The sequence below is a fragment of the Priestia sp. TGN 0903 genome, from assembly GCF_050846855.1.
GTDB classification, from domain to species: Bacteria; Bacillota; Bacilli; order Bacillales; family Bacillaceae_H; genus Priestia; species Priestia zanthoxyli.
In genome coordinates this window covers 327,340-341,217 of the sequence record NZ_JBOZGL010000006.1, presented here as the reverse complement: position 1 = coordinate 341,217, position 13,878 = coordinate 327,340, and the positions used below count along the sequence as shown (strand labels likewise).

The window sequence follows — 13,878 nt, the reverse complement described above, 5'->3', positions numbered from 1 at the left end:
TAGATGAAGAAAGTAAGGCTCCTGCAATCTATTCATTTAAAGTTTGTATTGATTTATGTGCTGCTCATTTTAATTGCGATGCAAATTATTGGGGTCTATTTTGCACGACAATTAGAAAAAGAATTAGTTAACAACTTTCGAACGTCTCTTCAAGAGCGGACAGACTTGCTGACGTATAACATTGGACAAGAAATGGTGAAAAATCGTGATGATGATTCACCGACTCTTGAGGAAGACTTAAAGACAATTTTAAGAGATTTTGCTTCAAGACCCAATTTAGCTTCAAATGATATGAATGACATTTCTGAAGTAAGAGTCATTGACCAAAATAGAAGAATCATTGCTACATCGAACTCAAATCCTCAACAGATCATAGGTAAAAAGACTAATGATTTAGCGATTACAAATGCGTTGTTAGCAGGAACGAACTCTGATAATGTATTTGTTGATCAAAGCGGGCAGCGAATCAGAGTTATGATACAGCCTATCCGTTTACAGGATAAAGTAGGTGCCAGTCAATCAAGTTCAACTAATAAAAATGGAAAAGTTCAGTCTAGCGAAGAAATCTTAGGCGCTATTTACTTAACAGCTTCCATGGAGCCTGTTTACGATCAAATGAGTAATATCAATCAGATCTTTAAGGCAGGTACGGTGATTGCTCTTTTTATCACAGCTATTTTAGGCGTGTTTTTAGCTCAGACCATTACTCGTCCAATGTCTGAAATGAGAAAACAAGCACTTGAGATGGCCAAAGGGAATTTTACGAGAAAAGCTAAGGTGTACGGGTATGATGAAATTGGTCAGCTAGCTCTCACATTCAACAACTTAACAAGAAAGCTTCAAGAAGCACAGGCAACGACAGAAGGGGAGCGCCGTAAGCTTAGTTCGGTATTAGCTCATATGACGGACGGCGTTATTGCGACGGATCGAAAGGGAAGAGTAATTTTAATTAATGATCCAGCCGCAGCTATGCTAAATGTTTCACGTGAAACGGTTTTGTCTGATCCAGTTGTTTCCCTATTAGATCTTGAAGAAACGCATACGTTTGAAAGCTTGCTTGCCAATCAAGAGTCATTAATTTTGGACTTTAGTACAAAATCGGATCCCTTTATTTTACGAGCTACCATTTCCGCTATTCAAAAAGAGACCGGTTTTATCAACGGGATTATCATTGTCTTGCATGACATTACAGAGCAGGAGAAAATTGATCAAGATCGCCGAGAATTTGTAGCGAATGTTTCACATGAATTGCGTACGCCGTTAACAACGATGCGCAGTTATTTAGATGCGCTTGCAGACGGTGCTTGGCAAGATAAGGACTTAGCTCCAACATTTTTAAATGTAACGCAAACGGAGACAGAGCGAATGATTCGTCTCGTTAACGACTTGCTTCAATTATCTAAGCTAGATAGCCAAGACTACCGATTTAGTCGTGACCCAATCAATTTTGTGAAGTTTTATCATTACATCATTGATCGCTTTGAAATGACAATTGAACAAGGTATTTCGTTCGTGCGCGACTTGCCAAATGAAGCAATCTATGTCGCTATTGATCAAGATAAAATTACACAAGTATTAGATAACATTATTTCCAATGCAATAAAATATTCACCTGAAGGCGGAACCATTACATTTTCAATTGCTCAGCATACGCATGAAATTGTTGTGAGCATTAAAGACCAAGGTATGGGAATTCCAAAATCAAATTTAGCTAAAATTTTCGAACGCTTCTATCGTGTAGATAAAGCACGAACGCGTAAATTAGGCGGAACAGGATTAGGGCTTGCTATTGCCAAGGAAATTATTGAAGCACATGATGGACGCATTTGGGCAGATAGTCAGGAAGGAAAAGGAACAACGATTTACTTTACTCTTCCGATTGAAAGTGAGAATGATGACGAATGGGAATGAGATATGAACATATCAAAACGGCCATCTTAGTTGTTCTCGTCGCTTCCAGTTTAATTATGACGTATCATATATGGACGTATCAGCCTTCTTATAAGGTCATTTCAAAAAATCAACATTTGCAAGAAGTTGAAGTTAGTTCAAAAAGTAAAATAGAAGATCATATTCTTCCAACAGAAGTTCTCTATCATCGAAACGATAATCACTACATGTCTCACGATGAAGATGATGTAAACAAATGGGTAAATGAAATGAAAAAGTGGAAATTTTCGAATGTGACGGACGTTTCGGATGCTATTTCTCCTGATGGATTTTTAAATTATGTCCATGGAAGTAATTCTATTGAAGTGCTGTATCCAGACGCGCTACCTTTGAAAACATTTCAACAGCTTTTTTCATTTTCTCAAACGTCTTTGCCTAATCAAACATTTGACCGTGTACTCATTAAAATTAAGCGTACACCTTCCTTTTTCGTGAGCGTGTATCTTGTGAATTATGAGCAAAAAAAGATTTATTCGGTTACAGTCAAGAATTTGGCCAAAGATGATATCAAAGAATTAGAAGATAAAATGAAGCGTACGTATGCCCCGAGCCTTGTATATAAAGAAAACAAAAATCGGTATATCTTCCTTCCGGAAAATAATATTACGATGAATAGTGAAGTCTACTATACGAGCATGAGGCATTTAGATATTGAAAAATATAAAGAAGCGCTTTTTAACAACCCAGACTATGCACGGAAAGAAACGTCTACAAACCGAGATGTCTACACTGAAGGTACAAAAGTGATCAATGTCAATACGAAGACAGATGTGATGGAATATGTGAATCTTGTAAATTCCACGACCGAGGTAATGGAAGATTATAATTTAATAAATCGCAGCTTTAGCTTCGTTAATGACCACGGCGGCTGGACAGAATCTAATTACAGGTTCAACAGCTGGAATCGCATTACAAAAGAAATTAGCTATCGTTATTATAAAGATAACTATCCAGTGTACAGCAATCAGGGAATGACTGAAATATATCAGAGATGGGGAAATGCGGAGATTTTAAATTACCGTCGTCCTCTTTATCGTTTTGTAAGAGTACAGGACTCGAGTGTAGAAAAGCTGCAGTCATCTCAAAAGGTGATTCAATTAATTGAAAAACATCAAAACTTTGACCCGAATCTGTTAAAAGATATTTCAATAGGCTATCAGCTAGAAGAAGTGTCACAGCAGCCGAAAACCGGCGAAAAGACGGTTGAGTTTAATTCTAATTCTGTCAAACTCGTTCCTTCTTGGTTCTATTATTATAATAGCAAATGGTATCGAATTGCACCGCCGACCGAAGGAGGCGATAACGATGGATTGGAATAGAACAAAAACCATCTTTATTTTCACTTTCTTGATTCTTAATATTTACTTAGGCTATCAGATTTTTAAAACTCATCAAGAAGATCAGTACTCTCTATTTGTGGAGTCGAGCGTGGAAGAACAATTAACGAGTGAAGGCATTGAATATAAACATTTACCTGTAGATGTGAAAGAAGCTTCTTCGTTAAATGCTAAAAGTAAGCTGTTTAAAGAAGAAGACTTAAAAAAGCTGAAAGAGCAAAAAGCAGCGCTGCTTGAGGAAAAAACAATTCGAAGCGTATTGGACAAACCTTTTTCAGTGCCTGAAAAAAATACAAAAGCAAAGCTAAGTCAATTTTTGAAACGATATGTGCTCTCCGGTGAAGATTATGAGCTATGGAACGTTAATAAAGAGAAAAAAACAGTTACATTCTTTCAACAATATAAGAAGCACAAAATCTATGACAATGAAAATGGCATGATCATTGCTCATTTAAATGATAAAGGTGAAATTGTTTCATATGAACAAACGATGCTAGGTTCCGTGAAAACGTTGGATGATGAGCAGGATGTTTTGTCTCCTTTAAAAGCATTGGAAAATTTGTTTTTGAAGGATGAATTGAAAAAGAAAGATTCTGTAACAAACGTAGAGTTTGGATACTATACGTTTGATCTGCCGTTATTAAATTCTCAAGTTTTAGCACCAACTTGGCACATTGTTGTAAATGGAGATACAAGTTATTTTGTAAATGCCTTTGAAGGACAGATCATTAAAAAAGGAAATAAATAAGTATTTGGAGTGAGATAAATGAGCCTGCATTTCAGCGTGCTAGCGAGTGGGAGCACAGGAAATGCGATTTTAGTAAGTGATGGAGAACATTCCTTACTAGTTGATGCAGGGCTGAGCGGAAAGCAAATGGAAGCTCTCTTTCAACAAGTAAATCGCAATATCCCGGATTTATCAGGAATTTTAGTGACTCACGAACACAGCGACCATATTAAAGGACTAGGTGTTCTGGCACGTAAATATAAGCTCCCTATTTTCGCAAATGAAAAAACGTGGAACGCAATGGACGGCTTGATCGGCAACATTGATACGGAACAGAAGTTTCACTTTGAAATTGGCCAAACGAAATCGTTTGGTCAATTGGAAGTGGAGTCTTTTGGCGTTTCGCATGATGCCGCAGAGCCTATGTTTTATGTCTTTCATCAAGGGTCTAAAAAATTGACCCTTATTACGGATACCGGCTATGTAAGTGACCGCATGAAAGGTACGATTAAAAATAGTGATATGTACGTATTTGAAAGCAATCATGATGTTGAAATGCTGAGAATGGGGCGCTACCCTTGGAGCATTAAAAGACGAATTTTAAGCGACGTAGGACATGTATCAAATGAAGACGCGGCGCTTGCAATGGCAGATGTAATTGGAGATCAAACCAAACGCATTTACTTGGCGCATTTGAGTCAAGACAATAACATGAAGGAAATTGCCCGCATGTCGGTTGCACAAGTGTTACAACAAAAAGACATCAATGTAGAGGACAATATTCTCCTATGTGATACTGATCCAAAAAGACCAACTGATATTGTTTATGTATAGTCTCTAGAAAGGAAGCGAAAAATAACTTCATTTAGTACGTGAATGCAGACATTCACGATGATAAATGAAGGGTTCGGTGATAGTGTGGAACATTATGATGAAGGCCAAGAGCCGAATAGTCGGCCGCCTAAACGCCGCAGAGGATATTTCGCTTCTGCTCTGATTGGAGCTATTATAGGTGCACTTATTGTACTGCTTCTTATGCCAGCCTTGGTGAGGAACGGGATTTTGCCATACGGATGGATGAATGATGAAAACGGAGATGAACAAACAGGGTCTACGATACAAAAGTCAGTATCTCTTGACGTCACTACGGCCGTCACAAAAGCTGTTTCCGAAGCCAATGCAGCAGTTGTAGGAGTTGTAAACATTCAGAACTCTGAAAGCTTTTGGAATGATGAACGAACTGATGCCGGGACAGGCTCAGGTGTTATTTACAAAAAGCAAGGCAATAAAGCTTATATTGTGACAAACTATCATGTCATTAAAGGCGCTAACGAAATTGAAGTGAGCTTCAGTAACGGTACAAGGGTATCAGCTAAAATTCTTGGCAGCGATGATTTAATGGACTTAGCAGTTCTTGAAATTGATGCAGGTCACGTGACAAAAGTGGCTACCTTCGGAAATTCTGATAAGCTTAAAGCTGGTGAACCAGTGATTGCTATCGGAAACCCGCTAGGCCTTCAATTTTCTGGATCCGTTACACAAGGAGTTGTCTCAGGAGTTAACCGTGTCATTCCTCAAGATTTGAATGGCGATGGAAATCCTGATTGGCAATCAGAAGTCATTCAAACAGATGCCGCAATTAACCCTGGCAATAGCGGGGGTGCTCTTGTTAATATTGATGGTGAATTAATAGGCATTAATTCCATGAAAATTGCCCAAGAAGCAGTTGAAGGCATTGGTCTTGCAATACCAATTAACATGGCTAGGCCCATTATTAATGACTTAGAACGATATGGTGAAGTTAGACGTCCGTATCTTGGAGTTAGTACACTATCATTAAGTGAGGTATCAGGGTATCATTTAAAAGAAACCCTTAAGTTACCGCATGATGTAGTAAACGGAGTCGCTGTTCTAAAAGTCGAGCCAGGTTCGCCAGCCGCTAAAGCTGGGTTGAAGGAATATGATGTGATTGTTGAGCTAGATCACAGCAAAGTAAGGGATATTGCGACACTTCGCAAACACCTCTACATTGAAAAAGAAATTGGCGATAAAATGAATGTAACGTTCTATCGTGATGGCAAAAAGAAATCCACAGAAGTAGAATTAACGCGTCAAATGAAGTAAAAGAAAAGTTATCCACAGGGGATAAACTCCTGTGGTTTTTTAATGAAAAGAATAGAGAAAGGAAGATAAATACATGAAGATATATTGCTGTTTAGAACACACGGAACTAGCCCTGGATGTAATGGTAGATGAGATTGAGCTAGCACCGGTTTTTGAAAAAATAGAAAATTCAACTGACAAAAAAAGCTGCGAATATTGTGACAATGAAGCTGTATATGTAGTAGGGAACTAATATTCTTATACAAAATGTGGATATAGCATGTGGATATGTGGATAATATCTGTGGATAAGGGATAAAGGAGAGGAGAATAGCCTGTGAATATCTCTATTATAACCATTGGGAAGTTAAAAGAAAAATACTTAAAACAAGGCATTGAAGAATATTTAAAGCGTTTATCAAGCTATGCAAAAGTAGAAATTATTGAGCTTGCAGATGAAAAAGCGCCCGAAAACTTAAGTGAATCTGAAATGGAACAGGTGAAACAAAAAGAAGGAGAACGCATCTTAGCGAAAATCTCAGATGATACTCACGTGATCGCATTAGCTATCAACGGAAAACAAAAATCTTCCGAGGAACTGGCAAAAGAAATCGATTCATTAGCTACTTACGGAAAAAGTAAAGTAGCGTTTGTCATTGGCGGATCGCTTGGCTTAAGCAGCGAAGTAATGAAACGTTCAAACGCAGCTCTTTCTTTTTCAAAAATGACCTTTCCTCATCAGCTTATGCGCCTAGTATTAGTAGAACAGATTTACCGAGCTTTTCGTATTATTCGAAATGAACCTTATCATAAATAGAACGTGTGGATATTTTTTCATCAAAAGCAGAGGCAGAAGGAAATGTAGAACCTTCTGCCTCTGCTTTTATCATATGTGGATAAATAGCACACGTCTATAAAAAGAACAATTGAGTTTGAGCAAACGAGCTCTTATTTAAGAAACAGAAAAACCTTCGTCTTCTTTCACTCCAGCTCTGTCTTTAAACTCATCAAGTAACGCACGCACTTCATCAGTCGTTTCCGTGCTCATCAGGAGATTTCTTAATTCACTTGCACCGCGGAACCCACGAACGTAAATTTTGAAAAAGCGTCGAAGCGGTTTGAAAGGGCGCGGCTCTAGCTCTTCAGAATATTTGTCATGAAGGTCTAGCTGCAGGCGAAGAAGTTCTAATAGCTCTTCGCTTGTGTGCTCTTTCTTTTCTTTTTCAAACGCAAACGGATTATGGAAAATTCCGCGTCCAATCATAATTCCATCAACGCCGTACTTCTCCGCAAGTTCAAGACCTTTCTGGCGGTCAGGAATATCACCGTTAATTGTTAGTAGCGTATGAGGCGCGATTTCGTCACGAAGCTTCTTAATCTCCGGAATTAACTCCCAGTGCGCGTCAACATCGCTCATTTCTTTTTTCGTACGAAGGTGAATAGAAAGGTTCACGATATCCTGTTCTAAAATGTGCTTCAGCCAGTCGTACCACTCATCAACTTGCGTATAGCCAAGACGAGTCTTTACGCTTACTGGAAGCCCTCCAGCTTTGGCTGCCTGGATAATCTCAGCCGCAGTATCTGGACGGCGAATCAAACCAGAACCTTTTCCGTTTCCTGCAACGTTCTGTACAGGGCAGCCCATATTAATATCAATGCCGCGAAAGCCCATTTCTGCCATGCCAATACTCATTTGACGGAAGTATTCAGGCTTATCTCCCCAAATATGCGCAACGATTGGCTGTTCATCATCTGTAAACGTCAAACGTCCTTTTACGCTATCTTTTCCTTTCGGATGGCAGTAGCTTTCCGTATTCGTAAACTCTGTAAAAAATACGTCAGGTCGCGCTGCTTCAGTCACAACATGGCGAAAAACGACATCCGTCACAGCTTCCATCGGTGCCAAAATAAAAAACGGACGCGGCAACTCATGCCAAAAATTATCTTTCATCTTATATCTAAACCCTTTCTTTTAGGGAAAACATCTTCCCAAAATTAAAAAGTGTAATTTCTTTTATAAGGTTGAATGCTAGTATAAACTTCAACCAATATATACTTTAATGGTATGGAACGAAAAGTGCAAGGGAACGAGACATTTTGTTTAGCTGGAAATACTTATTGAAACGAATTCTATATCTAGCATTAGTGGGGCATAAGGGAGCCTGAAGGGATATACCGGATACTTACCAATAAATATGCTAACGCGTTTGGGGCTAGGCACTTTCTTTAAGGATATTATAAAGTATTCACCATAATTGTGGTTGCGATAAGCGGTTTTATAAATAACTTCTACTATATAAAAACCACGTCTGTCACTCACAACAGACGTGGTTTCATTACGTATTAATGCTTTTTGTAAGGAGCGCCGTCCTTAGAAGGCAGTCCAGAAATGTATCCGACACCACCAGTTTCTTGAATGCCAATGCTTTCTTTCATTGCATTAGCTAACTCTTCTTTATCAACAGCGGTAATATTTTTGTCGCTGATGTCCTCGCCCGGGTGCTGATAGTTGCTTAGTACGTAGCGAGAGTTTTTAATGTTTTCTACTGCACGAAGTCCCGTTGCTTCTGCTCCCACTGGAACCGAAAGGATGCGTGATAGTTTTTTGGTTTTTACATTATAGGCCCATACAAAGTTGTTTGTGTGCAGTGAGCTGTCTTCTCCGATAAACAGTGTATTTAAGTCATTTGAATACGTAAGGTTATCAGGGTTGGCAATTTTATTTGGATCCGCTGTATTGCCGTATGCATCTGCTTTTTCTAGGTCTTGTCCAATCAATAGCCCTTCCATACTTGCAGGAACGTAGCGGCTGTTAATCTTGCCTTTTGCTTGGTCTTTTTGATGCGAGCCTAAGTTCAGCTGGTAGGTCACACCAGACTCTAATTTTGGAAGCTGAATATCATCTTGTACAGCACCAGGCTCTTTTAGCATGGCACTATTTTGGTAAGAAATAGCCATATACGCTTTTTTGTCTTTTTTATTAACCGTTAGTCCTTCCATCTTGTTGAATTCAGACGTGGCACCTAGAATCGCACCGTATCTGCGTGATTCTAAAAAGGCAGCTGCTTTTTCCATGCCAGGCTTTACTTTTAAATATTCAACTTTTTTACTTGCGGCGGTTTTGACTGCTTTAAATCCTTTTGTAGGCTGGTCGGCTGTTTCAAAAATATCACTGAATTTTGTGCCTTTGTCGATTATTGTTTTCACTTCATTGTCTGTTGCATGGCCAAGCTTAATCCACTGAAGGTCGCCTTTCCCTCCATTTTTTGTGCTCGTTTGTTTAAACTTTGCGGCATAAAGAGTTCCTGCTGAGAAGTCTTTTTCCTTATCTGCTACATACATAAACATCATGGTATTAGACCCATCGTCTCCAAAAAGAGCGGTTTTATTATCTGGAAGTACCTGCATCATTTCATGTGAAAAACGGCCTGTGCTGTAATGTTTTACGACAGACGCATCGCCGCTTTCATCCACTGAAATTTCTGGAATCCAGCCGTAGTAGTAAGGGTTTGCTTTTGACGTGTCACCGAAATAAAGCTTAGCGAAGTTCGTAACGTCTTTATAAGAGCTAGATGCAGGGTCTTCAAAAGCGCGTGCATCAGGCTCGTATTCTTCTGAACCGAGGTGAGTACCCCAATCCGTTGTAGAGCCATTACACGGCGTCCACAAACCATTTACATTAGAAAAATCAATTTTTTTAGCATGGTTGACGGTTAGTTTTCCTGTTTTATCATCTCGGTCAACTTGTGTAAGCGTCATGGAAGCAGGAAGACCGGAAATCTCTTTTCCAGCATTATTAACAGATTCGTATTCATAATGTGAAATAATATAAGACTTACCGTTAATGGTAATAAAGCTGTTTGAATCCGGCGCGTCTGATACATACGGTGATGGCTGATCAGGAACGCTTCGGTCAATAATTGGATCCCCGTTTGCATCGATTGGTGTACCTGCGGCGATTAATTCTCCTTTATTATCGACAATTTTATCTTTTGAAAGAAAGAGTTGGTTATAGTTAAGCGGCGTTTCTTCCACACTTCCATCTTTATACGTTACTTTTACAGAGGCCTCTGTATACGTTTTAATCATATTCTCAATCGTAGTAGGTGCTTTCATTGGCTGAAACTCGACGCTTTTGATTTGTTTTGGATGTTGAACTGGATGATGCTCTGCTGCAAAAGCAGAAGCGGCGCTAGAAGCTAAGAGAGTGAGAGATAGTCCAAGAGATACTCGTTTTTTCATGGTTGATAACCTCCAAATCGTATTCATACATTTATTAAATCATTTGATTGTTGAGGAAATATGAAGAGAAGCATTGGATTTGTTGAGCTGTTGTTAAGAACGTTGAACATTTAGATGACAAGTTTAACTAGAAGTTATTCAGCTATCTTTCAGAATTTGTTCAGATAGCATTCAGCTGGGCTTCATAGTGAATTCATGTTCCGCTCTTACAATAAACACATAGCTAAAGAGGACAAGAAGCGCTTTGGCTCGTACAGCAAAAGTGAAAGGTATTTTAGCAGGAAAAAATGTTACTCCAATGGCGCTATTTTGATAAATGACCGCTGCTAAAACCTTTAGCTTGTGCTGTAAATACATTGGAAATTACGCGGAGGTATAATCATGATTGGAAAAGTATTAGCAGGAAAAGCAGTAGTAGCAAAAGCCGTGGGAGGTGCCACAATTGGAACAGCTATCGCTCTTGGTTCAATGACAAGTGCATTTGCTTCAGACGGTCAGCACATTACTTCAACAAAAGCGTCGGCTCATACTGAAGCGGCCACATATACACAAGCTCAAGCAAAAACAATTGCCTTAAAGAACTGTGGAGGAACGGTTAAGTCGGTAGGCTTCAACGATGGAGTGTATACGTTCTTAATTCATGGAAACGATAGCCGTGATCACCACGTAAAAGTCAATGCACAAAGTGGAAAAGTGATTCAAATTCAAAGCGCGGCATTTACAAAAGCACAGGTTCAATCAATTGCATTAAAAAATTGCAGTGGAACGATTCAATCGAGTTCATATGCAAATGATGTATACACATTTTTAATTCACGGGAAAGATAACAAAGATCACCATGTGAAAATAAACGCTGAAACGGGAAAAGTAATCAAAGTCGAAGCGGTAAAGTTTACGCAAGAACAAGCTAAACAAGCTGCTCTTCAACAGCACAAAGGAACGGTTCAATCTGTTTCATTCAGTGAACAAGCGTACACGTTTGTGATCAAAGGAACAGACAATATAAAACATACTGTAAAAATCAGCCCTCAAACAGGAAAAGTATGCTGATTTGATAAAAAAGACGATTGCTTCAAGGCAATCGTCTTTTTTATGTCAAGGGCAATACGATTTCAAAAGCAGTTCCTGCATTCAATTTGCTTTCTACATGTATTTTCCCCCCGTGCAGCTTTATAATAGATGCGCTAATGGCCAAGCCTAAGCCCGCTCCTCCATATGCCCGAGAGCGTGAAGCATCAGCTTTGTAAAATCGCTCAAATAAATGAGGAAGGTGTTCTTGAGGAATACCATGACCGTTATCTTGTATTATTAACGAAAGTTCTTTCTCATTTATTTTTCCTATCACTTGAATAACTCCTGTAGTTGGATTTGTATGCTGTACGGCGTTGGAAAATAAGTTTAAAACAACTTGTTTAAATTGATCTTTGTTAATGTCTGATGGTAAACGGCTTGGAAAGTCGAATAAAACCTTTCTGTTCCCCGCCAATAGTATGAGTTGAGGTTTCATATCTAAAATCAACTCATCTACAAAACAGTATTCTTTTTGAAACGGTGGAAGTTGATCAAGCTGAGCAAGAAGCAGAAGATCCTGAATAAGTTTGTGCAGTCTTTTGGACTCTCCATACATGCTTTTTAATGCGTCGTTTAATTGTTCTGGATTACTGCTAGCCCCTCTTAATAAAACTTCTAAAAAGCCGTGAATAGATGTAAGCGGCGTTCGCAGTTCATGCGAAGCATCCGCAACAAAACGCCGCATTTGTTCTTTGGCTTCTGTTTCTGCTTTAAATGCTTTTTCAAGACGTTCAAGCATTTCATTAATAGAAAGAGAAAGGCGATCCATTTCGATTTGTCCTTGATTAACAGGCAAGCGGTCATGTAAGCTTCCGGCATTAATATGCTCCACTTTTTTAGTAGTAGTAAACAAAGGGACTAACGTCTGTTTTAAAACAGAAGAAAAAACAAAAAAAGCAATGGTCATTGCGGTAAGTGAAAGCATTAAAAAGATGAGCATTTGTCTGATTAAGAGGTCTCTTAATGATTCTGTGGGAGTATTAATTTGAATAACTCCCTGTATTTCTTCATCAAAGATAATGGGTTTTAAAACAATGACTTGCTCTTGATGACCATCCATTTTTTTTATGAGGCTCGTCGTGTTGTCCGGCTGGTTGCTGTTTTTCATTACTTGTTTGTATGCAGATGCAGAAAGCTTAGGGAAGTAAGAATGATGTGGATCCTTAGCCAGCCGTAAAAAGGTGCTTTTTTGATTGATAAAGGTAATATTAACGCCCGGGAAATAAACCATTGGTCTTGATGATTGTTTTACATTCTGGCTTGTTTCAATATCGTGCTTCCAGACATCATCGGGAATTAAGTGAATTTGGTCTTCGATGCTTCTAATTTTATTTGTGTAAATAAATTGCTTCATAAATACGTATTGAAAAACGCCTATCAGCATCAGTAAACTCAAAATAACGAGTAAACTTCTAGATAAAAGCTGAAGGCGAAGAGAGTTCAAATGAAAGAAACATTTGTGCTTCATGAAATATCAATCCGGTACCCGACACCGCGAAGCGTTCGAATAACGGTTCGGCTATGGTCCTGTAATTTTTCTCTCAGTGATCGAATGTATACTTCAACAATGTTTTCTTCTCCTCCAAAATCATATCCCCACACTCGATCTAAAATGGTGGATTTACTTAGTACGAGACCGTGATTAATAACTAAGAATTTTAAGAGTGCATATTCAGTAGGGGATAAATCAAGTATGTGATTAAGGTATTTAATTTCTTTGCGGCGGTCATCAATTTTAAATGGACCGATGGATACTTCGTCTAATAAGTTGGGAAATTGATTGCGGATTCTAGCTTGAATGCGCGCAAGAAGTTCTTCAAAACTGAAGGGTTTGACCATATAATCATCTGCTCCAATAGTCAGCCCCTTTACTCGATCGTCCACTTGATCTTTTGCTGTTAGCATGATGACAGCTATATTCCCCATTTTCTTTAACAAACGGCATACTTCAAATCCATCCATTCCCGGAAGCATAACATCTACAATAGCGATATGAGGCTTGAATTCTTTGGCTATATTAATGCCTTCCATTCCGTCTTGGGCAGCTTTGATATCAAATCCTTCATTCGTTAACCCTAAAGATAAAAACTGTAAAATAGTTGGTTCGTCATCTATAAGTAAGACTTTAATTCCTTTTAGTTGATCCATCATGGTGAAAACTCCTTTGCTCCTCTACTTTCTATTATGCTTTTTTATCTGAAACAGCCCTGAATAATAGCTGAAAGCAAGCTGAAAAATAGTAGCTATTCTTATATCTTCAGCTAACTTTAAGCTTCTATTCGTCTTATTCTCAGAAATCTTTTGCATAATGAACGGCGTACTAGATAAAACGCCATAGACGGAAAGTCTAATGGTGAAAGAGGAGGAAATGTAAGGATGATTAAATGGGTAAAAGTATTGTCTACATCTGCTTTAGGAGCTGCAGTTGCATTTAGCTCTATTACAAACG

Annotated in this window: 12 protein-coding genes; 8 read left to right on the top strand and 4 right to left on the bottom strand. The window is 38.7% G+C overall.

Annotated elements, in window-relative coordinates:
- Nucleotides 1–3 precede the first annotated feature (3 nt).
- The 7 genes from walK to rlmH all read left to right on the top strand — a co-directional run bounded on the left by walK (nt 4) and on the right by rlmH (nt 6,933).
- Nucleotides 4–1,911, top strand: coding sequence for a cell wall metabolism sensor histidine kinase WalK (gene walK / locus ACRPLY_RS21105; RefSeq protein ID WP_033580358.1), 1,908 nt, complete (start codon nt 4–6; stop codon nt 1,909–1,911).
- Nucleotides 1,902–3,269, top strand: a complete 1,368-nt coding sequence (locus ACRPLY_RS21100; RefSeq protein WP_028411920.1) for a YycH family regulatory protein — start codon at nt 1,902–1,904, stop codon at nt 3,267–3,269. Before walK ends, ACRPLY_RS21100 begins: the two co-directional genes overlap by 10 nt.
- Complete coding sequence (locus ACRPLY_RS21095; protein WP_034263964.1) at nt 3,256–4,035, top strand: two-component system regulatory protein YycI; 780 nt, start codon at nt 3,256–3,258, stop codon at nt 4,033–4,035. The genes ACRPLY_RS21100 and ACRPLY_RS21095 overlap by 14 nt, the downstream gene beginning before the upstream one ends.
- Before the next feature lie 18 nt (nt 4,036–4,053).
- A complete protein-coding gene (locus ACRPLY_RS21090; RefSeq protein ID WP_014457688.1) occupies nt 4,054–4,848 on the top strand; it encodes an MBL fold metallo-hydrolase in 795 nt (264 codons plus the stop codon).
- 57 nt (nt 4,849–4,905) lie between these two features.
- Nucleotides 4,906–6,138, top strand: coding sequence for a S1C family serine protease (locus ACRPLY_RS21085; protein ID WP_367077553.1), 1,233 nt, complete (start codon nt 4,906–4,908; stop codon nt 6,136–6,138).
- A gap of 73 nt (nt 6,139–6,211) precedes the next feature.
- A complete protein-coding gene (locus tag ACRPLY_RS21080; protein ID WP_013059901.1) occupies nt 6,212–6,370 on the top strand; it encodes a CxxH/CxxC protein in 159 nt (52 codons plus the stop codon).
- An 83-nt stretch (nt 6,371–6,453) separates the two neighbouring features.
- Nucleotides 6,454–6,933, top strand: a complete 480-nt coding sequence (gene rlmH, locus ACRPLY_RS21075; protein WP_028411923.1) for a 23S rRNA (pseudouridine(1915)-N(3))-methyltransferase RlmH — start codon at nt 6,454–6,456, stop codon at nt 6,931–6,933.
- 135 nt (nt 6,934–7,068) lie between these two features.
- On the opposite strand, the gene ACRPLY_RS21070 is transcribed toward rlmH, so the two are convergent.
- Together ACRPLY_RS21070 and ACRPLY_RS21065 are read right to left on the bottom strand one after the other, a co-directional pair.
- Entirely contained in the window at nt 7,069–8,067 is a 999-nt protein-coding gene (locus ACRPLY_RS21070; RefSeq protein ID WP_014457691.1) for a tRNA dihydrouridine synthase, read from the bottom strand.
- 392 nt (nt 8,068–8,459) lie between these two features.
- The gene (locus ACRPLY_RS21065) at nt 8,460–10,358 is read right to left on the bottom strand and encodes a PhoX family protein (protein ID WP_033580363.1); all 1,899 of its coding nucleotides are present in this window, start codon (nt 10,356–10,358) and stop codon (nt 8,460–8,462) included.
- 381 nt (nt 10,359–10,739) lie between these two features.
- Between ACRPLY_RS21065 and ACRPLY_RS21060 the strand changes: the two genes are divergently transcribed.
- On the top strand, nt 10,740–11,408 hold the full coding sequence (locus tag ACRPLY_RS21060) for a PepSY domain-containing protein (protein WP_367077554.1): 669 nt from the start codon (nt 10,740–10,742) through the stop codon (nt 11,406–11,408).
- A gap of 40 nt (nt 11,409–11,448) precedes the next feature.
- Here ACRPLY_RS21060 and ACRPLY_RS21055 read toward each other — a convergent pair whose 3' ends face one another.
- Together ACRPLY_RS21055 and ACRPLY_RS21050 are read right to left on the bottom strand one after the other, a co-directional pair.
- The gene (locus tag ACRPLY_RS21055) at nt 11,449–12,897 is read right to left on the bottom strand and encodes a sensor histidine kinase (RefSeq protein WP_367077555.1); all 1,449 of its coding nucleotides are present in this window, start codon (nt 12,895–12,897) and stop codon (nt 11,449–11,451) included.
- Nucleotides 12,894–13,577, bottom strand: coding sequence for a response regulator transcription factor (locus ACRPLY_RS21050; RefSeq protein WP_028409748.1), 684 nt, complete (start codon nt 13,575–13,577; stop codon nt 12,894–12,896). The genes ACRPLY_RS21055 and ACRPLY_RS21050 overlap by 4 nt, the downstream gene beginning before the upstream one ends.
- Nucleotides 13,578–13,878 lie beyond the last annotated feature (301 nt).